The 23,067-nt window shown below is 63.1% G+C and carries 22 protein-coding genes; 11 read left to right on the top strand and 11 right to left on the bottom strand.

The genetic code is table 11. The annotated features are described in order from the left end of the window. Window positions 1-55 precede the first annotated feature (55 nt). On the bottom strand, window positions 56-304 hold the full coding sequence (locus ACN5AZ_RS13795; RefSeq protein ID WP_419429462.1) for a hypothetical protein: 249 nt from the start codon (window positions 302-304) through the stop codon (window positions 56-58). Between the two features lie 841 nt (window positions 305-1,145). Here ACN5AZ_RS13795 and ACN5AZ_RS13790 point away from each other — a divergent pair. Together ACN5AZ_RS13790 and ACN5AZ_RS13785 are read left to right on the top strand one after the other, a co-directional pair. Next, on the top strand, window positions 1,146-2,468 hold the full coding sequence (locus ACN5AZ_RS13790; protein WP_419429461.1) for a mechanosensitive ion channel family protein: 1,323 nt from the start codon (window positions 1,146-1,148) through the stop codon (window positions 2,466-2,468). After that, complete coding sequence (locus tag ACN5AZ_RS13785) at window positions 2,465-3,646, top strand: TIGR03862 family flavoprotein (RefSeq protein WP_419429460.1); 1,182 nt, start codon at window positions 2,465-2,467, stop codon at window positions 3,644-3,646. The genes ACN5AZ_RS13790 and ACN5AZ_RS13785 overlap by 4 nt, the downstream gene beginning before the upstream one ends. Here the strand turns inward: ACN5AZ_RS13785 and ACN5AZ_RS13780 are convergent. From ACN5AZ_RS13780 to dgcN, 4 genes are all read right to left on the bottom strand, one after another. Further along, window positions 3,643-5,673, bottom strand: a complete 2,031-nt coding sequence (locus ACN5AZ_RS13780; RefSeq protein WP_419429459.1) for a hypothetical protein — start codon at window positions 5,671-5,673, stop codon at window positions 3,643-3,645. The genes ACN5AZ_RS13785 and ACN5AZ_RS13780 overlap by 4 nt on opposite strands. 10 nt (window positions 5,674-5,683) lie before the next feature. Next, window positions 5,684-6,547 carry a D-amino-acid transaminase gene (locus ACN5AZ_RS13775; protein ID WP_419429458.1) on the bottom strand — a complete coding sequence of 288 codons (864 nt, stop codon included), beginning with the start codon at window positions 6,545-6,547 and terminating at the stop codon, window positions 5,684-5,686. 93 nt (window positions 6,548-6,640) lie between these two features. After that, window positions 6,641-7,603: an N-acetyl-D-Glu racemase DgcA gene (dgcA, locus tag ACN5AZ_RS13770; protein WP_419429457.1), complete on the bottom strand. Its 963-nt coding sequence runs from the start codon at window positions 7,601-7,603 to the stop codon at window positions 6,641-6,643. A 94-nt stretch (window positions 7,604-7,697) separates the two neighbouring features. Continuing rightward, on the bottom strand, window positions 7,698-8,699 hold the full coding sequence (gene dgcN / locus ACN5AZ_RS13765; protein ID WP_419429456.1) for an N-acetyltransferase DgcN: 1,002 nt from the start codon (window positions 8,697-8,699) through the stop codon (window positions 7,698-7,700). Between the two features lie 267 nt (window positions 8,700-8,966). On the opposite strand from dgcN, the gene ACN5AZ_RS13760 reads away from it, so the two are divergent. After that, window positions 8,967-9,926 carry an L-malyl-CoA/beta-methylmalyl-CoA lyase gene (locus tag ACN5AZ_RS13760; protein WP_419429455.1) on the top strand — a complete coding sequence of 320 codons (960 nt, stop codon included), beginning with the start codon at window positions 8,967-8,969 and terminating at the stop codon, window positions 9,924-9,926. A gap of 97 nt (window positions 9,927-10,023) precedes the next feature. Here ACN5AZ_RS13760 and ACN5AZ_RS13755 read toward each other — a convergent pair whose 3' ends face one another. Further along, a complete protein-coding gene (locus ACN5AZ_RS13755) occupies window positions 10,024-10,476 on the bottom strand; it encodes an Lrp/AsnC family transcriptional regulator (RefSeq protein WP_419429454.1) in 453 nt (150 codons plus the stop codon). Between the two features lie 72 nt (window positions 10,477-10,548). Here ACN5AZ_RS13755 and ACN5AZ_RS13750 point away from each other — a divergent pair, with 72 nt between their 5' ends. The 6 genes from ACN5AZ_RS13750 to ACN5AZ_RS13725 all read left to right on the top strand — a co-directional run bounded on the left by ACN5AZ_RS13750 (window position 10,549) and on the right by ACN5AZ_RS13725 (window position 15,873). Then, entirely contained in the window at window positions 10,549-11,145 is a 597-nt protein-coding gene (locus tag ACN5AZ_RS13750; RefSeq protein ID WP_419429453.1) for a LysE family translocator, read from the top strand. 109 nt (window positions 11,146-11,254) lie between these two features. Further along, window positions 11,255-12,217: an acetyl-CoA carboxylase carboxyltransferase subunit alpha gene (locus tag ACN5AZ_RS13745; protein WP_419429452.1), complete on the top strand. Its 963-nt coding sequence runs from the start codon at window positions 11,255-11,257 to the stop codon at window positions 12,215-12,217. A gap of 80 nt (window positions 12,218-12,297) precedes the next feature. Next, window positions 12,298-13,596, top strand: a complete 1,299-nt coding sequence (locus ACN5AZ_RS13740; protein WP_419429451.1) for an alpha/beta hydrolase family protein — start codon at window positions 12,298-12,300, stop codon at window positions 13,594-13,596. Between the two features lie 131 nt (window positions 13,597-13,727). Then, window positions 13,728-14,633, top strand: coding sequence for a YghX family hydrolase (yghX, locus tag ACN5AZ_RS13735; protein WP_419429450.1), 906 nt, complete (start codon window positions 13,728-13,730; stop codon window positions 14,631-14,633). Between the two features lie 90 nt (window positions 14,634-14,723). Next, on the top strand, window positions 14,724-15,437 hold the full coding sequence (locus ACN5AZ_RS13730; RefSeq protein ID WP_419429449.1) for a cytochrome c biogenesis CcdA family protein: 714 nt from the start codon (window positions 14,724-14,726) through the stop codon (window positions 15,435-15,437). Window positions 15,438-15,462: 25 nt separating this feature from the next. Continuing rightward, complete coding sequence (locus ACN5AZ_RS13725; RefSeq protein WP_419429448.1) at window positions 15,463-15,873, top strand: thioredoxin family protein; 411 nt, start codon at window positions 15,463-15,465, stop codon at window positions 15,871-15,873. A 2-nt stretch (window positions 15,874-15,875) separates the two neighbouring features. Here ACN5AZ_RS13725 and ACN5AZ_RS13720 read toward each other — a convergent pair whose 3' ends face one another. The 5 genes from ACN5AZ_RS13720 to ACN5AZ_RS13700 all read right to left on the bottom strand — a co-directional run bounded on the left by ACN5AZ_RS13720 (window position 15,876) and on the right by ACN5AZ_RS13700 (window position 21,218). Beyond that, window positions 15,876-16,529: a GntR family transcriptional regulator gene (locus ACN5AZ_RS13720; protein WP_419429447.1), complete on the bottom strand. Its 654-nt coding sequence runs from the start codon at window positions 16,527-16,529 to the stop codon at window positions 15,876-15,878. Between the two features lie 117 nt (window positions 16,530-16,646). Further along, on the bottom strand, window positions 16,647-18,977 hold the full coding sequence (locus tag ACN5AZ_RS13715; protein ID WP_419429446.1) for an aldehyde dehydrogenase family protein: 2,331 nt from the start codon (window positions 18,975-18,977) through the stop codon (window positions 16,647-16,649). A gap of 123 nt (window positions 18,978-19,100) precedes the next feature. Beyond that, entirely contained in the window at window positions 19,101-19,397 is a 297-nt protein-coding gene (locus ACN5AZ_RS13710) for a hypothetical protein (protein WP_419429445.1), read from the bottom strand. A gap of 39 nt (window positions 19,398-19,436) precedes the next feature. Then, a complete protein-coding gene (deoC, locus tag ACN5AZ_RS13705) occupies window positions 19,437-20,444 on the bottom strand; it encodes a deoxyribose-phosphate aldolase (RefSeq protein ID WP_419429444.1) in 1,008 nt (335 codons plus the stop codon). Between the two features lie 99 nt (window positions 20,445-20,543). Beyond that, window positions 20,544-21,218 carry a hypothetical protein gene (locus ACN5AZ_RS13700; protein ID WP_419429443.1) on the bottom strand — a complete coding sequence of 225 codons (675 nt, stop codon included), beginning with the start codon at window positions 21,216-21,218 and terminating at the stop codon, window positions 20,544-20,546. A gap of 147 nt (window positions 21,219-21,365) precedes the next feature. Between ACN5AZ_RS13700 and ACN5AZ_RS13695 the strand changes: the two genes are divergently transcribed. After that, complete coding sequence (locus tag ACN5AZ_RS13695) at window positions 21,366-22,328, top strand: metal ABC transporter solute-binding protein, Zn/Mn family (RefSeq protein WP_419429442.1); 963 nt, start codon at window positions 21,366-21,368, stop codon at window positions 22,326-22,328. A gap of 3 nt (window positions 22,329-22,331) precedes the next feature. Beyond that, a complete protein-coding gene (locus ACN5AZ_RS13690; RefSeq protein ID WP_419429441.1) occupies window positions 22,332-23,066 on the top strand; it encodes a metal ABC transporter ATP-binding protein in 735 nt (244 codons plus the stop codon). Window position 23,067 lies beyond the last annotated feature (1 nt).

Raw genomic sequence — 23,067 nt, 5'->3', positions numbered from 1 at the left:
GGTCGATATGCGAGGGTTGATCCATCGATCGGACCAGCGCCGCCCACATATCTCTTCAGATACTCGCGATGTCAAATAACGTGAAAACAAAACCAAACAGTTGCGCCCTAAACTTACGGCGCGCCCGCCCAACCTTGCCTCGATTTTCCGTCCCGCCGTCCGAACCACCACGGCCCGTCCAGCGCCCCGCCAGCACCTCAGCGCCGCCGGTGAAGGGGCTTTTACGGATACCCCAATCGAGTCGCAAGCGCTTTTTTGAAGTTTTCTGCGCAAGACGGTGTTTTTTCTTTACGCCGCCCGCCAAAGATATCTCAAGCTACTGAAAATTAATTCGAAATTCTACAAAATCTAATCGTGAGCAGCCAAACACGCCCTGCTTTCGGCGCGGATTTTGATGTGCCAGATCGCCGGCAGCCCAGATATCGTGGCGCGCACAGGAAAGGCCACAATATCGTCCTGTGGCAGCGGACCGAAGTCCTCCGCCACCATAATACAAACCGTTCACGGGGTTAGCTTTTGGATCTGGCCCTCATCTATCGCGGCGTAGAGGCTCCCCTCAGGGCCAAGCCCCAGCGACCGGAAACGACCGGCCTCCATTTCCTTGAGCAGGGTAGGTTTCTAGTTCGGTCATAGACACGAAAACTTCACACACACGACGGCTCATCCCGTGCATGTGGTTCGGACAGTAGCCACAGACGTCATCGGGGAAGTCGTCTCTCCCTACCCCGTTCGGACGCGGATCCCATCCCGCGGCGGTGCTGGCATCGCCCCCGGTCTCGCCCATGCCCAGCTGAGCGGTAACGCGGCCGTCCGGGACTGGCACCAACAGCCCTTTGCATTTCTCGGTGCAGAACATCGGTCCGCCATCACGCAACGCTATATCCCGACGGTGCCCCCCCCATCGAACACCAGTCATACTGCAAACTGGACGTGTTGTTAGCCATGGCGGGCATGACAAGATGGTCTGACACCCTCAGCGCAGGCCGCTTGATCCACTTTTGCAGTAAACAGCGGGATCGCTCCGCGTGAATTTCGCACCGATCCCCGTCAAACCCCGTGGCCAAGCGGCTTTTTGAAAAGCCTGACCTTGTATCCCCAGAGCGGCTTGGGCAAACCTCTGTCAGGGTTTTGCAGGACATAGACCAATGAATTTCGATCTTTCCGGACAACCGCAAATCGTCCAGACCACGGTTGGCTATGCCATTCAGGGCTGGGACATTGCCAAGGGCTGGCTGTTGTCGCCCGCCGCATGGTCGCAATTCGGTCTTCTGGTGCTGGCCTTTGTGGCCGCCCTGCTTCTGACGCGCAAACTGCGGCCCGTGCTGGAACGCGTGTTGACCCCCGAGCCGGACCGTCGCTCGATCCTTGCGACCCTGCGCCGCTTTGTTCTAATCTTTGTGCCGCTGATGCTGCCGCTTCTCGCCTTTGCGTTTACTGCGGCCGGCGAGGGATTTACCCGCGCGCTGTTCGGCTCTGGCGCCGTGATCGCCTTTGGCAAACGGGTGTTTTTGCTGCTGGCCGCGCGCATTCTGGTGTCCGAGATCATCACCGACGGTTTCCTGAAAACGCTGGGGCGCTTTATCCTGCTGCCGGTCATGGCGCTGTATACGCTGGGGCTGCTGGATCTGGCGACGGCGCAGCTTAACCAGATGACCATCGCGCTGGGAAATATCGAATTCACCGTGATGGCGATTATCCGTGGCGTGATCGCAGGCTCGATCCTGTTCTGGTTGGGCCGTTGGTCCAACGACCAGACCGGCAGCTACATTCATAAACAAGAGGACATGCGCCCCGCCACCCGCCAGCTTGCCGTCAAAGCGGCAGAGCTGGGCATCTATGGCATCGCCTTCCTGCTGCTGATGAACATTGTGGGCATCCCGCTCACCTCTCTCGCGGTTCTGGGCGGTGCCATCGGTGTGGGTCTTGGCTTCGGTCTGCAAAAGATCGCGTCGAACTATATCTCGGGCATCATCCTGCTGCTCGAAGGGCAGGCCACGGTGGGCGATTATGTGGAGCTCGACAACGGCATGGCAGGCACCATCGTCCAGACCACGGCCCGCGCCATGATCCTCGAAAGCTTTGATGGCCGCTGGATCGTTGTCCCGAACGAGGATTTCATCACCACCCGCGTGATCAACTATTCCGACCAGGGCAGCTCGAACCGCTACGAGGTCCCCTTTTCGGTGTCCTACAACACGGACATCAATCTGGTGCCCGATATTATCGAAAAGGCCGTGGCCCAGCACCCCGGCGTGCTGGACGACCCCTTTCCGCCGGATTGTGAATTGCGCGGCTTTGGCGACTCCGGCGTCGATTTCGCCGTCGAATTCTGGGTCAACGGCATCGACGACGGGCAGCACAAATACTCGTCCGATGTGGGCTTTCTGATCTGGAATGCCCTGCGCGACAACAACATCGAAATCCCCTACCCGCACCGCGTTGTGGAATTGCGAAAGGCCCCGGAGTGAGCGCAGTCATCATCGGCGGCGGCCCCGCTGGTCTGATGGCGGCAGAGGCGCTTTTGTCCCAAGGCATCCCGACCCTGTTGGCCGAGGCCAAACCCTCCCTTGCGCGCAAACTCCTGATGGCGGGAAAATCCGGCCTGAACCTGACAAAGATCGAGAACCACGACGCGTTCTGCGCCCAGTTTGGCGCGGCGCACGATCATCTGCGCCCCATGCTGGACCAGTTTGGCCCAGAACAGGTCCGCGCCTGGGCCGAGGGTCTGGGCCAGCCCTGTTTCACCGGCTCCACCGGACGGCTGTTCCCGGAAGCGATGAAAGGCTCTCCTTTGTTGCGTGCATGGCTGGCGCGGCTCGACGCGATGGGGCTGGAGCGTCGGCTGCGCTGGCGCTGGACCGGCTGGTCTGACGCGGGGCTGCGCTTTGAAACACCTGAGGGGCCGCAACACTTGACGCCACAGGCGACTGTTCTGGCCATGGGCGGCGCAAGCTGGGCACGGTTGGGGTCAGACGGGCTGTGGGCGCAAACCCTGCGGGCGGAGGGGATCGCGCTTTCGCCGTTCCAGCCGTCGAATGTTGGCCTTCTGGTCGACTGGTCGCCGCATATGCGCCCCCATTTCGGGGCACCGCTGAAAAACGTGACCTTCCACGCAGGCGGCCTGCGCAATCGGGGCGAGGCGATCATTTCCGCCCGTGGTCTTGAGGGCGGCGGGCTGTATCCGGTCATCCCCGCCGTACGTGAAGATGCCGCACTGACAGTCGATCTGCTGCCCGATCTGGACGAGGACAAGCTGTGCCAGCGCCTGTCAAAACCGCGCAGCAAGCAGAGCCTGTCCAACCACCTGCGCAAGCTGGTCAAACTGTCCCCCGCCACGCAGGCCTTGTTGATGGAAATGGCCCGACCGCTGCCAACAGAGCCGCGCGCCTTGGCCCGCACGCTCAAGGCTATGCCGCTGCGCCATAATGGCCCTCGCCCGATGGACGAGGCGATTTCCACCGCCGGGGGTGTCCCGTTTGATGCGCTGGATGCGGGGCTGATGCTGCGGTCAAAGCCGGGGGTCTTTTGCGCGGGCGAGATGCTGGACTGGGACGCGCCGACGGGGGGCTATCTGTTGACTGCCAGCATGGCCACAGGCCTTTGGGCGGGGCAGCACGCCGCCAACCACATCCGCAAGCAGGCTTAGCGCCAGCGGTAGGTGATCTGATCGCTAGCGCCCGCCACACCCTTGGCCGTGATGGCAGCAGCGTCGACACCACGCGCGCCCAAGGCTAAGCGCAAGGCATCCGCGCGACGCCGCGCCACTTGTCCGTTCAGCTCGGGGATGGTCGCGCTTGCGGCCTCCACCTCGATCTCCAGTGACAGACCAGCAAAGCGCGTGCAGCCGCGCACCACCGCCGCCAGGGCGGCGAGCGGCCAATGCGCATCAACGCCCAGCGTGAACCGCCCCGCCGCGAATGGAATGTCAGCCGTGTCCGCAATCGCTGTGGCGCAGCCCTCGGCATTCAATGCGATAGACTGCTCTGGCAGCCAATGGCCAGCCGTGAAAATCTGTGGCTGGTCCAGCACGCCATGCATCCGACGCGTCCCCGCCGCTGGCGGCGCAGCCGCGCGCAGATCAACGGAGCGCGGGACCACGCGCATCGCTGTGCGCAACGTGTCTACCGGCAGTCCCGGCACCACCTCTGCAACAATCTGGTGCCCCTCGGCCGTGGCCTCGACCGTCAGCCGGTCGAGATAGATTAGCCAAGGCTGAAGGCCGGTCAAATCGCGCAGCACAGCCTGCCCGCGCCCGGACGGGGCAATGTGCGGCTCCCCCCGAAGCGCGTCAATGCCCAAGGCCTCGGCCAGCGCGTCTGTCGTCAGATCCGCAGGCAATTTACCCGACACCGAACCCCCTGCCCCCGCATCATAGACCAGCCGAAAAGCGGCAGGACGGCCATCGTCTTGCAAGTCCGCGTCCAAGCGACCCGCCTCGCCCAGCGCCCGCCGGGCCAGCGCCCGCGCGCCCGGGTCCGCTGCCGTTCCCGTGATCTCCAGTCCGTCGCCGGACAATAGCAACCTGCCCTGATCGAGCCGCAGCAGCGCCGCCACCCCTGCGGCCAGGGGCGCGTCCCAATCCGCAAGATCCGGGTAAGGGCTGCGGGCGAAGTCCTCCGTCACCTGTTCCGTGATGTCAGGCAGGGCAAAGTCGCGTGGCACCCGTCCCGTCGCATGCAATTCAGCACCGTCCCACGCCAGCGCAAGCGACAGCGGCGCACCGTCATCTTCGGGCACCAGTGCCAGATGACGCGCGAAACCGACCGGCAAGACCATCTCGCGCGCGGCGCGAATGACCTCGGGCGCGACAGGGCCGCCGGTCAATGTGACCGCATCCGGGGCCACCGTCAGGCTACCCTCGTCGATCTGTGCGAACACCGGCAAAGCCGCGTCCAACGCTTGCAAAAACCCCGGTTGATCCAAGGGCAAGGGCGCATAATCCAGACGCATCAACTGTGCCGCCCCAAGGGAGGCAAGCGCTTTGGCATCAAAATCAGGCGGAACCTTCCCGCGAACCTCCAACCCCAGCAGCGGATCACGCGTCACCAGCATGCCATAAGGCCGCCCATCATCCAGCGCGGTGACCTCAACCGTCGCAGAAAACCCTTCGGGCAAGCTGTCCATTGCGGCCCTGATGGCCTGCAATTCCTCGGGAAGATGCACCTGCCCCTGCAGCGTCACCGTCTGATCGCGCAGCTCGGCCGTGCCATCCAGCATGTCGGGCAGGATCTCTGCCACCATTAGGGCCACGGTATCGAACCCGTCGGGCGCACCGGAGGCAACGGCCAGATCCGGCGCCATCAACGCCTGTGCCAGTGCTGCATCGGGGCTATGCCCTTCGGACAGCACGCCTGCATCGGAACGTGTCAGCGTCAACACAAAGGGAGAGATTTCGGGCAGCAGGGTCAGCGCATCCTCGACCCCCTCGACACCCTCCAGCGCAGCGAGGGTCGACAGAATATCGCGCCGCGCCTCTTCGGTCTCGACCCGGCCCGTCGCCGTCAGCACACGGCCTGTTGCCACCACATCAATCGGGTGGCGGGTTTGGCTCAGGGCTGCGCGCGCCTCCGCACGCAACCCGGATTCCAGCAGGGCGTTTTCATTGGGCACCTTGAACAGACCCAGCGACACCACCGCCAGAATGATCGCAAGGATGGCGAAGAGATCGCGCATCCCTCAGCCCTCAGATCGCGGCCTTGCGGCTTTCATCGAGATAGATTTCACGCAACCGCGCCGCGCGTGGCCCCGGAGTGCCGCCGCCAAGGCTGACACCGTCGATCTCGACCACCGGCATCACAAAGGTCGAGGCAGAGGTGATAAATGCCTCGTCGGCCTGCTGCGCTTCTTCGATGGTGAAATTGCGTTCCTCGACCTCCATCTGCGCCTCGCGGGCAAAGCGCAAAACGGCCGCGCGGGTGATCCCGTGCAGAATGTCGTTGGACAGGGCGCGGGTGACGATCTTGTTGCCCTTGATGAAATAGGCGTTGTTCGAGGTACCTTCGGTGACAAAGCCATCCTCGACCATCCACGCGTCATCGGCACCGGCCTTCTTGGCCATCATCTTGCCCATCGACGGATACAAAAGCTGGACTGTCTTGATGTCACGGCGGCCCCAACGGACGTCTTCGATGGAAATGACCTTGATGCCCTTTTTGGCGGCAGGGCTGTCCGCCAGACCCGGCTTGCTTTGGGTGAACAAAACCAGCGTCGGCTTGACCGTTTCGGGATCGGGGAAGACGAAATCGCGGTCATCCGGCGCGCCACGGGTCACCTGCAGATAGACCATGCCCTCGTCGATCTCGTTGATCTTGACCAGCTCGCGGTGGATCTCCAGCAGCTCGTCCATGGTGCAGGGGGCGGGCATGTCCAGCTCGTCCAAGGATCGCTGCAAACGCTTGGCATGGCCTGCGAAATCAATCAGTTTTCCGCCCAGAACACTGGTCACCTCATAGACGCCATCGCCCATCAAAAAGGCGCGGTCAAAGATCGAAACCTTGGCTTCGGTTTCGGGCAGGTAGTCTCCGTTGACGTAAACGGTGCGGGTCATGGGCGGATCTTTCTATCAGCGTGTTTCAGCAGGTTTGCCGTGATCTAGCGGGGGCCGTGCGCGTATTTCAAGCGCAAAGCTCATGTCGCGGGGTCATCCCCACAACGCAGGCTGCGCAGGGTGCACCCCGGCGGCGTCAAAGGTCAGCGGTGTGGCGCGGTCTTCGGCCAACAAAAGCGGCCCGTCCAGATCGGTGACCTCTGCCCCTTGGGCCAACAGCACCGCCGGTGCCATCGCCAAGGACGATCCCACCATGCAACCGACCATAACCTGATACCCTTCGGCGCGCGCCTGCGCCCGAAGCGCAAGCGCCTCTGTCAGCCCGCCGGTCTTGTCGAGCTTGATGTTGACCATGTCATACTTGCCCTTGAGCTTGGGCAGCGAGGATCTGTCATGACAGGATTCGTCGGCACACAGCGGCACAGGCCGCTCCATTCCGCGCAATGCCTCGTCATCACCTGCGGGCAAAGGCTGTTCCACCATCGCCACCCCGAGGCGCAGCAAATGCGGACACAGATCCGCATAGACCTGCGCCGACCACCCTTCGTTTGCGTCAACGATGATCCGCGCATCGGGGGCACCGGCGCGCACCGCCTCCAGCCGGGGCATGTCATCGGGGGTGCCCAGTTTGATCTTCAGCATCGGGCGGTGCGCATTCTCCTGCGCCGCAATGCGCATGTTCTCCGGCGTGTCGAGCGACAAGGTATAAGCCGTGATCTCCGGCTTTGGCGCATCCAGTCCGGCAAGCTCCCACGCCGGTTTGCCAGCGGCTTTCGCTTCCAGATCCCACAGGGCGCAGTCCACCGCGTTGCGCGCCGCGCCGGCTGGCAAGGCCGCCTGCAACTGTGCCCGCGAAATCGACGACGGAAGCCCAAGGATCTGCTCGGTCACACTATCAAGCGTCTCATCATAGCGCGCATAAGGCACACATTCGCCCTGTCCGGTGACGCCGTCGCGCGTGACAGTCACGGTCAGCACCTTGGCCTCCGTCCGCGTGCCGCGCGAAATCGTAAACGCCTGCGCCAAACGGAAAACGTCCCGTGTCACTTCGATCATTGCCCTGCTCCCTGTGTCTGGGGTGTTCTAACGCCCTGAAAGGCAAGGCGCCACTGTCGGGGGCGGCCAGCTGATGCCGCCGCCCCCGCTCCGGTCAATACGCGGCCAAAGCGTCGGCCAGACGGTCCGCACCATGTCGGAAGGGGTCGACACAGGGCAGGCCCAACTTGGCTTCGACATCGGCGCAGTAGGTCTTGGCCTCCTGCTCACCCATGTGCTGCGTATTGATCGAAACACCGACGACACGGCAATTCGGGTTGGCCACCTTGGCCAGCGCCAACCCCATGTCGCGCACATCCTCGAGGCTGGGCAAGGCATACCCCGGCAGACCACGCATATGGCTGCGCGTGGGCTCATGGCACAGGATCAGCGCATCGGGTTGCCCACCATGCACAAGGGCCAGCGTCACACCGGAATAAGACACGTGGAACAGGCTGCCCTGACCTTCGATAATGTCCCAATGGTCCTCATCGTTGTCAGGCGTCAGCCATTCAACAGAGCCCGCCATAAAGTCAGCGATCACAGCATCCAGCGGCACACCGTCACCGGTGATCAGAATGCCGGTCTGGCCGGTCGCCCGAAAGGTGCTTTTCATGCCCTTGTCGCGCATCGCCTTATCCAGCGCGAGCGCGGTGTACATCTTGCCCACGGAACAATCCGTACCGATGGCCAGCACGCGCTTGCCCTTGCGCTTCACACCATCGGCGATCGGATAGTCGACCACGGGCACCCGCACATCATGCAGCGTCCGGCCACAGGCCTCGGCCACAGCCACCAGATCAGGCTCGTCGCGCAATAGGTTGTGCAGGCCCGACGCCAGATCAAAGCCCTCTTCCAGCGCCTGAACCAGCACCTTTTTCCAGGCTTGGGAAATCACCCCACCCCGGTTGGCGACGCCGATCACCAGCGTCTTGGCCCCGGCGGCCTTGGCCTCTTCCAGCGTCATATCGGCGATTTTCATATCCGCCTTGCAGCCGTCCATACGGAATTGGCCGACGCAATTGTCGGGACGCCAGTCGCGGATGCCTTGCGCCACCTTGGCGGCCAAGGGGTCCGGCGCATCACCGAGGAACAACAGGTACGGGGTCTGGATCATGGGGGCCTCCGATATGGGTCAGCGTGTCTGTCTCTTTCCTCTGACTGTGGGTCATTTCCCTGCGAAGAAAATACGAAAGACCGCAACGCAACCACGCAATGCGCAAGATTCATCGACAAAAGGCGCACTTGGCCGAAGAATCCCGCGCAACGGCCTGCGACCATGCTGCAGTCGCGCGCTGCGCATTTTGCTTGCGCAGCAATGGGTAATTAAATATCAATCATCGCAATACAATCGCAACTTCATTACCCGACGGAGCGCGCAGCCATGTCTTTCCGCCTACAGCCCCCCTCACCCGCCGTTCCCAACCGGTGCCAACTGTTCGGGCCCGCCTCCCGCACTGCGCTGTTTGAGAAAATGGCCAGCTCCGCCGCCGACGTCATCAACATCGATCTCGAGGATTCTGTCGCCCCCTCGGACAAAGACAGCGCCCGCAGCAATGCCATTCAGGCGATCAACGACATCGACTGGGGCAACAAATGCCTGTCCGTGCGCATCAACGGTCTCGACACGACATGGTGGTACCGCGACGTGGTGGACATTCTGGAACAGGCCGGTGACCGCATCGACCGGATCATGATTCCCAAAGTGGGCTGCGCTGCCGACATCTATGCCGTCGACGCCCTTGTGACCGCCATCGAACGCGCCAAAGCCCGCACAAAGCCGATCCGCTTCGAGGTGATCATCGAATCCGCCGCCGGAATCGCCCACGTCGAGGAAATCGCCGCCGCCTCCCCCCGGATGGAGGCTATGAGCCTCGGCGCCGCCGATTTCGCCGCCTCCATGGGCATGGCCACCACCGGCATCGGTGGCACGCAGGAAAACTACTACATGCTGCGCGACGGCCAGAAGCACTGGTCCGATCCGTGGCATTGGGCCCAGACGGCCATCGTCGCCGCCTGCCGCACCCACGGCGTGCTGCCGGTGGACGGCCCCTTTGGCGACTTCTCCGACGATGACGGCTACCGTGCTCAGGCCTTGCGCTCTGCCACGCTGGGCATGGTCGGCAAATGGGCGATCCACCCCAAACAGATCGCTCTGGCAAACGAGGTCTTCACCCCCACGGACGAGGCCATCGCAGACGCACGCGCCATTCTCGAGGCAATGGAAGCCGCCAAGGCCCGCGGCGAAGGCGCCACCACCTACAAAGGCAAGCTGATCGACATCGCCTCGATGAAACAGGCCGAGGTCATCGTGAAACAGTCCGATCTGATCGCCGGAACCTGACCTTCGCAGAACGCGCGCCCTGATACGGCGCGCGTTTTCGCTTTTCCTTGGACAAATACCTCGGGGAGTCGCAGCTTGCTGCGACGGGGCAGCGCCCCTACCGCCGCTCGTCTTTGGGCGACCCCATCACCACATAGGTGGTCAACCTGTCCACCTGCGGCAAAGCCCCCAGGATCTCAGTGTGGAAATGCTTGTACGCCGCAAGATCCGCCACCTCCACCCGCAGCAGATATTCCACAGCGCCGGTGATGTTGTGACATTCCACCACCTGCGGCGCGGCGGTCATGGCCTGCTCAAACGCCTTCTGCGAATTCCGCGTATGCTGGTTCAATCCGACGGACAGATAGGCCACAAAACCCGCGCCGAGCTTTTCCGCCGACACGGTGGCGCGATAGCCGGTGATCACCCCGGCGGTCTCCAACGCCTGCACCCGACGCAAACACGCCGAGGGCGACAGCCCCACCTCTTGCGCCAGCGCCAGATTGGACAGCCGCCCGTCGCGCTTGAGCGCGCGCAATATCTTGCGGTCTATGCTGTCCAGATCCGTCATTGATTGCAATACTCACACGCTTACGCCGCCAAACGCAACAATTCACAGCCCTTGACGCACCAGTATCACCACATGACACTTGATCTTTTCACCGCTCTGCTGGGGTTCGCTGCCGCGACCCTGTTCACCCCCGGCCCCAACAATCTGATGTTGGTGGCCTCCGGCGCGAATTTCGGCCTGCGTCGCAGCCTGCCCCATCTGTCCGGTGTCGCCCTAGGCTTCCCCCTGATGACGGTGCCCGTGGGACTGGGTATTATGCGCGTCTTCGAGGCATGGCCCCCGCTCTACACCGCACTCAAAGCCGCCGCGCTGATCTACATGCTCTATCTCGCGTGGAAGATTGCCACGGCCGGGCAGATCAAACAGGCCGACGCCCACGCCCGCCCCCTGACCTTTTTGCAGGCGGCCGCGTTCCAATGGGTCAACCCCAAGGCATGGTCCATGGCGCTTGGGGCGATCACGCTTTATGCGCCGTCACGCGATCTCGGCGGGATCTTGTTTATCGCGGCAACCTTTCTGACAATCGGCCTGGTGTCCGCCGCCACATGGACGACCTTTGGCACCGGCATACGGCGCTGGCTGGCTGACCCGCACCGGTTGATGTGGTTCAACCGCACGATGGCCGCACTGCTGGTGGCGGCGATGCTGCCGGTGCTGGTTGGCCTGTGACCCGCGCATCGGCCAGCGCTTGCCGTTACGCCAAGCTGGATTGTTGCAACTGCCGCGCGCGCAGGCCATATAGCACCGCAACGAGCAAAGACCCTGCGGAGAACAAGCCATGACCCATTACCTCGATTTCGAAAAGCCTCTGGCAGAGATCGAAGGCAAGGCAGAAGAGCTGCGTGCCATGGCGCGGGGCAATGCCGAAATGGATATCGAAGCCGAGGCCAAGGCACTGGACCGCAAGGCCGATGCCCTGCTGACGGATCTCTATGGCAAGCTTAGCCCGTGGCGCAAAACGCAGGTGGCCCGCCATCCTGAACGCCCCCATTGCCGCGACTACATCGACGCGCTGTTCACCGAATACATGCCGCTGGCGGGCGACCGGAACTTTGCCGATGACGATGCCGTCATGGGCGGCACCGCGCGCTTCAACGACCAGCCGGTTGTTGTCATCGGTCACGAAAAGGGCAGCGACACCCAATCGCGGATCACCCATAACTTTGGCATGGCCCGCCCCGAAGGCTACCGCAAGGCCGTGCGCCTGATGGACATGGCCGACCGTTTCGGCCTGCCGGTGGTGACGCTGATCGACACCCCCGGTGCCTACCCCGGCAAGGGTGCCGAGGAACGCGGCCAGTCCGAAGCCATTGCCCGCTCCACCGAGAAATGCCTGCAGATCGGCGTGCCTTTGGTGTCCGTGGTGATTGGCGAGGGCGGTTCTGGCGGGGCGGTGGCTTTTGCCACGGCGAACCGTGTCGCGATGCTGGAACATTCGGTCTACTCGGTGATCTCGCCCGAGGGCTGCGCCTCGATCCTGTGGAAAGACGGGGGTCGCATGCGCGAAGCCGCCGAAGCGCTGCGTCTGACCGCGCAGGACCTGCACACATTGGGTGTCTGCGACCGCATCATCACCGAACCCCGTGGCGGGGCGCACCGCGACCGCAACCACACCATGGACAGCGTAGGCAAAGCCATCACCGTCATGCTGTCAGAGCTTGACGGCACCTCTCGCAAGGATCTGATTGCCAAGCGGCGGAAGAAATACATCGACATGGGCTCTCGCGGCCTCGCAGCGTAACCGCTGCAAGGTCACAGTTGCATTTACCTTTTACAAAGAAGGCGTAACCTCCGCTCAAGTAATGCAATGGGAGGTTGCGCATGACATCTTACACAAAAATCCTGACCGGAGTGATCGCCGGATCGGTCTTGGGAACCGCCGCACTGGCAGAGAACCCGATTGACGTGATCCGCCCCGACGCGCCAGAGCTGGCAGCCTATGGCGATATGCCGGTGGGCGTCCGGTCAATGACCTTCACCGATCAGGGCCGCGCGGATGTGCTGAACTCCCGCGACGGGCTGGTCACCTATGACCGCCCGCTGCCTGTCGAGATCTGGTATCCCGCAGCCGCTGACACCACGCCCGGCACCACCTATGAAACCGTGCTGCGGGACGGGGAAACCGCTGTCACCCTCACAGGGCGTGCCGCCCGCGACGCCGCCCCCGCCGAGGGCCGATTTCCCATGATCCTGATCTCGCACGGCTATCCGGGCAACCGTTTCCTGATGAGCCATCTGGGCGAAAATCTGGCCTCCAAGGGCTATGTCACCGTTTCGGTCGACCACACCGACAGCACATATTCGGATCAGGCGGCCTTTGGGTCGACGCTGGTGAATCGCCCGCTGGATCAACGCTTTGTCATCGACAGCATGGCCGCACTGGATGACGAGATCGGCGCCATCACCGATACCGACAACACCGGCGTGATCGGCTACTCGATGGGCGGATACGGCGCGCTGATCTTTGCCGGTGGCGGTCTGTCCGAGGCGGCCACCACCCGCACGGAGCCAGAGGCCTTTGTCCCCCCCGCCGATTTGTTGGCGCAGCACGCAAGCGGGTCCGACAGCCTCGCGCAGCTTGTCGATCCGCGCGTCAAGGCGGTGATCGCCATTGGCCCGTGGGGTCGCAACCGTGATTTCTGGGACGCCGACGGCCTTGCCGCAATCGAAAAGCCGCTGATGATCATGGCAGGTGGCGTCGACGATGTGTCCAGCTACGCGCATATGCGCGACATCTTTGCAGAGACCACGGGCACGGACCGCCACCTGCTGACGTTTGAGGCGGCCAACCACAATGCCGCCGCCCCCATGCCCGCCCCCGCCAACAGCTTCGCCGTGTCGGACAAGCTGGGCTGGGCCCCGTTTGAACATTACGCCGATGCGGTCTGGGACACGACGCGGATGAACAACGTCGCCCAGCATTTCGCCACGGCCTTTATGGACCTGCACGTCAAAGGCGACGCGGACAAAGCGCGCTATCTCGACCTGATCGAACGCGCCGCCGATGGGGTCTGGTCCATGGAGGACGACACCCCCACCGCAGATCACAGCTACTGGACCGGCTTTGGAAACCGCACCGCGCAGGGGCTGCGCTGGGAAAGCCGCGCTGCGGGAGAGTAAATTTCTGGTCGTCGACATCACATACGTGTGAAGTCGACGGTCCTCACGCGCTCTTGTTGATCTTTTGTCGATTTTCTTTCGTACCCTGAACAGAGTCGCGCATGAACGCGCGGCCACACAGGGAGACTGCTATGAACGATCAGACACCGCCCCGTCGTATGACGGCCGCTGATTTCGACCAAGATCTATTGGAGCTTTATGACTTTTACGCGCACGGCAAGATCACCAAGCGTGAATTTCTGGACGGTGCCGCACGCTTTGCCGTCGGTGGCCTGACCGCTGCGGCGCTGCTGAACATGCTGTCGCCCAACTATGCGCTGGCCGAACAGGTCAGCTTTAACGACCCCGACATCATCGCAGAATATGTCACCTACCCCTCGCCCAACGGCCATGGCGAGGTGCGCGGCTACATGGTCCGCCCCGCCAATGTCGAAGGGCCGGTGCCGTCGGTCGTGGTGATTCACGAAAACCGTGGTCTGAACCCCTACATCGAGGATGTCGCCCGCCGTGTGGCCAAAGCCGGGTTTATCGCGCTGGCCCCTGATGGTCTCAGCTCGGTCGGCGGCTACCCCGGCAACGACGCCGAAGGCCGCGAGCTGCAGCAGACCGTGGATGGCGAAAAGCTGATGAACGACTTCTTTGCCGCCTACGAATGGCTGGCTGCCCACGACGACACAACGGACAAGGTCGGCTGCGTCGGCTTCTGCTACGGTGGCGGCGTGTGTAACGCGCTTGCGGTGGCCTATCCCGAACTGGGCGCCTCTGTGCCCTTCTACGGTCGCCAGGCCGCAGCCGAGGACGTGCCGCGCATTCAGGCGCCGTTGCTGCTGCAATACGGTGAGCTGGATGAACGCATCAATGCAGGCTGGCCAGAGTATGAGGCCGCGCTGAAGGCCAACAACAAGACCTACACGGCGCATATTTATCCCAACGCCAACCATGGCTTCCACAATGATTCGACCCCCCGCTATGACGAGGAAATGGCCGAATTGGCGTGGTCGCGCACCATCGCCTTTTTCGAAGAGCATCTGAAATAATCAGATCTGAAACATCGGCTGACGCGCCTGTGACCGCGCGTCAGTCATTGTCAGGTGACAGGTCAATCGCTTCGCGGCACACATAGCGGTATGGATATATTACTCGCATATGGCGCTGGCCTTCTGACCCTCATCAATCCCTGCGTTGTGCCGGTTCTGCCCATTGTCATCGCAAGCGCGCTTCAGGCGCATCGCTTGGGGCCGGTGGCCATGGCGGCGGGGCTGTCGCTGTCTTTTGTGACGCTCGGCGTCGGAATCACCGCCTTCGGCCATCTGATCGGTCTGGACATCGACATGGTCGCCAAAGCGGGCGCGGTGCTGATGGTGCTGTTCGGCTTGGCGCTGCTGACACCGCGCGCCGGTGCCATGCTGGCCGGGGCCACGGCGGGGCTGTCTGCCCGCGCCGATATGCAGATGGACCAGATCGACCGCAACGGGCTGGGCGGGCAATTCGCCGGAGGGCTGCTGCTGGGCGCGGTTTGGAGCCCCTGCATCGGTCCCACCCTTGGCGGTGCCATTGCGCTGGCCTCTCAGGGCGAAAGCCTCGGGCTGGTCACGCTGATCATGCTGGGTTTTGCCGCTGGTGTCTCGACCCTGATCCTCGGTCTGGCCTATGGGACGCGCGGTGCGGTCGGCAGATACAACGCCCAACTGCGTGCCCTTGCGGTGCGGGGGCGACCGGTGCTGGGCGCCGCTTTCATCCTTGTCGGTCTGGGGCTGTTCTTCAACATCCACCATATCATCGAAGCCTGGGCCATTCGCACGCTCCCCGCATGGCTGATCGACCTCTCCGTTTCTCTGTAACCGCTCCTTGTGAAGGAACCTCTTTATGAACCGTAGACGTTTTCTGACAACCGCCGCCGCCTGCGCCATCGCCCCGTTTTCCGCACAGGCCGCGGTCAATTACACACCCGGACTGGTCAAAGACCGCCTTGCCAAGGGCGAGGTTGTGTTTCTCGATTTTGCGGCGGATTGGTGCAGCACATGCGCCGCGCAGGAACGTGTCATCAACGATCTGCGCGCCGGAAACCCGGCCTACGACCAAAAGATCACCTTTGTGCGGGTGGATTGGGACGCCTATCGCAAAAGCGCCCTGACCACGGAGCTGAAAGTGCCGCGCCGCTCGACCCTGATCGTGCTACAAGGTGACAAGGAACTGGGCCGCATCGTTGCGGGCACGCGTTCTGCCGATATCAAGAAACTGATGGACAGCGCATTGGCCGCCGCCAGCGCCAGCTGACGCTAGCCCCGGTCTGCAATCATCCGCAACCCCTGCGTTACATCCGAGCGCACCGCCAAACGCAGGCCGGGTTCATCCCCGGCCTTCAACGCGGCAATGATCAAACGGTGATATTGCGGCGCTTCGGTCCGTCGAAGCCGCCCGTACAGCGCCCGCATGGTGGGCCCAAGCTGCAGCCAGACGGTTTCACACATGGCCAGAATCGCCGGTGCCTGCGCCCGAAGATACAGGGTGCGGTGAAACTCCAGATTGGTGCGGATGTAGCCCACCGCATCGCGGTTCGACACCACATCGGAAATGTTGGAATTGATCGCCTGCAGCCGTTCGATCAGCGCCATATGCGCCCTTGGCAACGCGCGAGAGGCCAGCTCGACCTCCAGAAGCGACCGCAGGGCTGCAAGCTCCTCGATCCGTTCGTTCGACAGCTCGGGCGTGGCCACACGCCCCGATGCCGACATAGACAGCGCGCCTTCGGCCACCAGACGGTTCACCGCCTCGCGTGCGGGCGTCATCGAGCACTCATAATCCTTGCCAATACCGCGCAGGGTCAGCGCATGACCGGGCGGGATTTGACCATGCATGATACGGGTGCGCAGACCGCGATAGACGCGATCATGGGCAGAGGCGCCGGGATCTGGTTTGGGAAATGCTTGCATGCCGCCTTGTGATCACAAACGTCGCCGGCGTCAATATGTGAACGTCAAACTCCGGCCGTTTGCCTCGCCCCATGCGGGACGTGGTGTAGGTCGGGGGTGTCCCCCGACCTTTTGTGATCACGCGCCATAGGGCACCCAGACCGTTTTGACTTCGGTCGCAGCCTCCAGGAACACGCGACCCTCGGCATCGTCGCCCATCCAGTCGATGGCACCGGAGGGCACCCATGTCCGCTTCAACACATTGGCCGCGCCCGCCTCGATCGTCTCGGCAAGCTCGGTGGAGGAGAAGCTCCAGACCGCGTCGATGCCCATATGCGTGGCCAAGGTCGCGCCCAGCTCGCTGTGCGATCCGGTCAGGATGTTGACCACACCCGCAGGCACGTCCGATGTTTCCAGCACTTGCATGAACTCCAACGCCGCAAGCGGGAACGGCTCTGACGCCACCAGAACGGCGCGGTTGCCCATGGCGATAATCGGGGCCATGGCGGACACAAAGCCAAGCAGCGGCGCATCATCGGAACAGAGCGCCCCGATGACACCGCAGGGTTCGTGCAACGCCATCGCCACAGCGCGGGCGGGCACCGGTTTGACCGCGCCTTCGAACTTGTCAGCCCAGGCGGCGTAGCTGAACAGGCGATCCACGGCCGCCTCGACCTCGGCCTTGCCTGTATCGCCACCGGTCTGGCGGTCAATCAGCGCGGCAAATTCACCAGCGCGCGCCGACAGGTTCTCGGCAATGTAATACAACACCTGCGCGCGGTTGTGCGCTGTGGCAGCGGCCCAGCCGCCGGCACCGCGCGCCGCCTCGACCGCGTTGCGCAGGTCTTTGCGGTTGGCGATCGGCGCCTGAGCGATCAACGTCCCGTCAGCGGCATAAACCGCTTTGGCATAGCCACCATCGGGACGCACCTGTTTGCCGCCGATGTACATCTTGGCCGTGCGATCCACCGCCAGCGGCTCGACCGAAGCACCGGTGAAACCGCTGACCTTTTCGCGCGGGCCCAGCGTCGCCACGGGGCGCGTGTAGGCGCGCGCACCTTCCCAGCCGCCTTCGCGACCAAAGCCACTTTCGCGGACGCCGCCAAAGCCTGCAGCCGCGTCGAACATATTGGTGCCATTGACCCAGACAACGCCTGCCGCCAGCTTCGGCGCGATATCCAGCGCGGTGTTCAGGTTTTCCGACCAGACAGAGGCCGCAAGCCCATAGCGGGTGTCATTGGCCAATTGCACCGCCTCGGACGGGGTGCGGAAGGTTGTCGACACCAGCACGGGGCCAAAGATTTCTTCCTGCATCAGCGGATCCGCCGACGACAGGCCCGAGATCAGAGTCGGCGGGTAGAAACAGCCATCCGGTGCGGTGCAGGCGCGATAGACCTCGCCCCCGCTGCCATCCACAAGCTGCGCAATCCGCGCCTTTTGCGCCGGGTCCACAATGGCCCCCACGTCGATGCATTTGTCCAAAGGATCACCCACGCGCAGATTGGCCATCCGCGCCTTCAGGCGGGCGTGGAACACATCCGCAATGCCCTCTTGAACCAACAGACGGCTGCCAGCGCAGCAGACCTGCCCGCCGTTGAACCAGATCGCATCCACGACGCCTTCGACCGCGCTGTCGATATCGGCGTCCTCGAAGACGATGAACGGGGATTTCCCGCCCAGTTCCAGCGACAGGGCGATATCCCGGCCTGCGGTTGCTTCGCGGATCTTGCGGCCCACCTCGGTGGAGCCGGTAAAGGCGACCTTGTCCACGTCAGAGCGCACCACCATCTCGCCCACCGCTCCATCGCCTGTCACGATGTTGACCACGCCATCGGGGAGCCCCGCCTGCTGGCACAGATCAGCAAAACACAGCGCCGTCAGCGACGTCCATTCCGCAGGCTTCAGAACCACGGTGTTGCCCATCGCCAAAGCCGGCGCGACCTTCCACGCCAGCATCAGCAGCGGGAAATTCCAAGGGATGACCTGACCGCAGACGCCCAGCGCGCGGCGGTCGGGCAATTCGCTGCCCACCAACTGGGCCAGACCCGCGTGGTAGTAGAAATGCCGCTGCGCCAAGGGCACGTCGATGTCGCGCGCCTCACGGATCGGCTTGCCGTTGTCGAGCGTTTCAAGAACCGCAAACAGGCGGGCATGTTTTTGCAGCAGGCGCGCAATCGCATACAGGTGCCGCGCGCGCCCCTTGCCGCCCAAGCTTTCCCAAGCGGGCTGCGCGGCACGGGCCGCAGCCACAGCCGCATCCACATCCTCTTGCGAGGCTTGGGTCAGCGTAGCCAGCACCTCGCCCGTGGCGGGGTTCTTCGTCTCGAACCCGTCGCCCGCATCCGTGAAGCTGCCGTTGATAAAATGGCCAAACCGCGCACCGCGGTCGACGATCCATGCCAGCGCATCGCCAGCGGCCTCGGGGGCGGGTCCGTAGTCCATGCTTTCGAAAATCTCTTTCACGCTCATATCGAGCCTCCCTCGATCATCCGTGTCACAGCGACCCGTGTCACCGCTTCACCGGCGCTTTGCGTTGTCCGCAACCCAAAGCGCCATATCCATCCTTGGCCCGCCCGCGCGGACCCACATTCATCACGCGCCGCCGACAATCAGCCAAACCACATAGGCCAGCCAGACAAAGGCCAATGCCCAGACGCCGCGCACGATCCAGCGCACCCGCCGGTGCAACGCAGCATAGGTGGCAAGCTCCGGCGTCAGCGCTGTGCCCGTGGGCGGCGCATAATCCGGTGCCTCGCCCAGCTCGCGCTGCTCGGCAGTGGACAGGTTGCGCACCGCACGGCGTATCCGCGACCGCTGCCAACCGCTGGCCAGCGTGATCGCGAAAACGAACACCATGGCCAGCGACCATTCCGGGCTCATCCCAATCATGACGCAGAGCCCCGTTGATCGCAGCCCACTGCCATGCCGTCAGGCCAACGCATGACGCCAGCCAACGGAATAGGCGCCGGTCACGTGGTGCTCCAACTGCCGCTCGATATCACCGAGCAGCGAGGATGCGCCAAAGCGGAACAGATCGGGGCGCAACCAGCGGTCGCCCAGCTCTTCCTTGACCAGCGACAGATACACCAGTGCGTCTTTTGCCTTGGAAATACCGCCTGCGGGTTTGTAACCCACGCGCACACCGGTGCGCTCGTAATATTCGCGGATCGCCCGCATCATGACCAGCGACACCGGCAGCGTGGCATTGACGCTTTCCTTGCCGGTCGAGGTCTTGATGAAATCCGCGCCCGCCATCATGCAAACCAGCGACGCGCGGGCCACGTTTTGCAATGTGCCCAGCTCTCCGGTGGCCAGAATGGCTTTGACGTGGGCTTCCCCACAGGCCGCGCGAAAGGCCGCCATCTCGTCATAGAGCCCCTGCCAATCGCCGGTCAGCACCTTGCGGCGCGAGATCACAATGTCGATCTCCTCGGCCCCGTCCTTGACGCTTTCCTCGATCTCGGCCACCCGCAGATGCATGGGCGACAGACCCGCCGGAAAGCCCGTGGACACCGCCGCCACAGGAATGCCCGTGCCATCCAGCGCCTTGACCGCAGGGGCAATCATGTCGTGATAGACGCAGACCGCGCCCGTGGTCAGACCCGGCAGGCCGATGGCCTCTAGCAGGTCGGCGCGCACGGGGGCCTTGGCCTTGGCACACAGGCGTTCAACGCGGCCCACCGTGTCATCCCCGGCCAAAGTCGTCAGATCAATGCAGGTGATCGCCCGCGCAAGCCACGCCGCCTGATAGTCCTTTTTCAGGGACCGCCGTCCGGGCAGTGTCGCCGCACGGCGTTCAATGGCCGACCGGTTGGCCCGCGCCGCGCGCACCCAGTCCATATCCAAAGGCATGCCCGGATTGCGCGGCTCATGAACCTGAGGCAGCAGCCCCCCCTCGGTCACGCTGCCCGAAGCGGTGTCAGTTTGATTGGTCACAGTGGTCTCCTGCATGTCAGAGCCTCCAGAAACGTCGCGCAAAAGCGGCCTGCACGGTGTCACGCCCGCCCCATGGACGCAAGCGGGCCGTCAGGTCACTTAGCGAACCCGGTCAGACAACCAGCGCATCAGCCGGTTCTTTTGCGGGCGCAACAGTTCGAGGTGAAAGATACGCGCCTTTGGCAAATCCGAATAGATCAGTTCTGAGGCCTCGAAGACGCGCTTGTTGAATTGCGGCGGGAAGACATAAAACTGGATGTCGCTTTCCCACAGAAGTTCACGGAAGGTCACCTGATCCACCTTGAACCCTGCCTCGACAAAGGCACGGCTCCAGCTGCGGAAAAAATCGAACACCCGGTCAGAGCGTCGATACAACAACACGCCACAGTTGATCTCGGGGAAGGCATCGGGCACCTGCGTGCGCCACGTCTTGTTGTGACGGGGCCTGTGCCACAGGGCCACATGGGCGCCGCAGATCTCGAACTTTTGCAGCAGATCGAACAGGCTGCCCAGATCGTCGCGCACGATGGTATCGTTGTCGAGGTAGAGCGTTTCCTCGAACGGCGTATCAGGCAGCAGATCCACCTTGGGCCGCGCCAAACCGTCAGGAATGGCAAAGCCATGGTCGAACCCGCTGGTGTCGTCATCCGCATTGCACCAGATCGCGGTGCCCAGGTCTGGATTGGACGCCTTGACGCTGGCCGCCGACCGGCGGGCCACGTCCACATGAGCCTTGCCCCATGCAATATACAGAACACCGCGCTTTGCCGTCATGACCAACCCTTTTTCGTGTTATTCAGCCCATAGCGCCTGCGTTTTGTGCTGTAAACAGATGCGGCCGCGCGTTAGTTGCGAATAATTCTCAAAAACGTTGACAAGTTGCGAATGGCTCGCATATTCATTTCTCAAAGGAGATCACTCATGCGCCTGAACCGCCGACAGTTGATGACGACCCTGACAGCCTTTGCCGCCCTGCCGGCAGCGACGCAGGCTGCGGATGCGCCGCTGTCCGTGACAGCCACCACCGGGATGATCGCCGACACCGCACGCAATGTGGCTGGTGATCTGGCGCAGGTGCAGGCGCTGATGGGTCCCGGTGTCGATCCGCACAGCTACCGGCAAACCCGGACCGATATTGTCACGCTCAGCCGCTCTGATCTGATTTTGCGCAACGGCCATTACCTTGAGGCACAGCTTGTCGAACTGTTCGACAAACTGTCGTCCCAGCGCCCGATCACCGCCGTGGCCGAGGCCGTGCCGACCGATGATGTGATTTACAACACCATCTACGAAGGACGCCCCGACCCCCATATCTGGATGGTCCCCGCCCTGTGGACCCACGCGATCACCGCCACCCGCGATGCAATTATCGATCTGCGCCCGGAGGCCGCCGACCAACTGCGCGCCAATGCGGAGGCCTACATCGCCGAGGCGCAGGCTGCTGAAAGCTATGCGCGCGAAACTCTGGCAACGGTGCCCGAGCAGTCCCGCGTTCTGGTGACCGCGCATGACGCATTCGCCTATTTCGGCCGCGCCTACGGGTTCGATGTGCTGGGCATTCAGGGCATTTCCACGGAATCCGAGGCCGGTCTGGCCCGCATCCGTGAACTGGTCGACACGCTGGTCAATCGCGAGATCAGTGCGGTCTTTGTCGAAAGCTCCGTGTCCGATCGCAATGTGCGCGCCCTGATCGAAGGGGCCGCCGCCCGTGGCCACCGCGTCCAGATCGGGGGCGAGCTTTACTCGGATGCCATGGGGCAGCCGGGCACCTACGAAGGCACATGGCTGGGCATGGTGGATCATAACGCCACCACGATCACCCGCGCTCTGGGCGGCGAGGCCCCTGCCTCGGGGCGGTTGGGCAAACTGTCGGCGGGCTTGTAATATATGACGCATCGCCCCGCGCCCCTCATGGTGCGCAACCTGACTGTGGCCTATAACGCGGCGCCCGTGCTGCGCTCTGCCGGACTGGAGGTGCCAGACGGCAGCATGATGGCCATCATCGGTCCGAACGGCGCGGGCAAAAGCACCCTTTTGAAGGCGGCGCTCGGCCTGATCCGCCCACTCTCCGGCGAGGTCCTGGCATGGGGCACCCCGCTGCCCCGCCAACGTGACCGCATTGCCTATGTCCCGCAGCGTGCCTCGGTGGATTGGGATTTCCCCACCACGGTCTTTGATGCGACCGCAATGGGGCTGTACCGTGACCTCGGCCTTTTGCGGCGGATGCGGGCGCGACACCGAGAGGCCGTGATGTCCTGCCTGGAGCGTGTCGGCATGCAGGATCTGGCCGACCGGCAAATCGGCCAGCTGTCCGGCGGGCAGCAACAGCGGGTCTTTCTGGCCCGTGCCCTCGCGCAAAGGGCCGACCTTTATCTGCTCGACGAACCCTTTGCCGGGGTTGATGCCGCAACAGAAGCAGCGATCATCGGCGTCCTGCACGGCTTGCGCGACGCGGGCAAAACCATTCTCTGCGTCCATCACGACCTGTCCACAGTCGAGGCGTATTATTCTCACATCTGCCTGTTGAACCGGCAGACCGTGGCACAGGGTCCGACCGCCACCACCTTCACCAAGGCACATCTGGCTGAAACCTACGACGGGCGCCTGCCCGCAATGGCATAGC

The organism is Sagittula sp. SSi028 (assembly GCF_048553715.1).
In the GTDB taxonomy this organism is placed as follows: domain Bacteria; phylum Pseudomonadota; class Alphaproteobacteria; order Rhodobacterales; family Rhodobacteraceae; genus Sagittula.
This window is presented reverse-complemented; position numbering and strand designations above follow the sequence as displayed.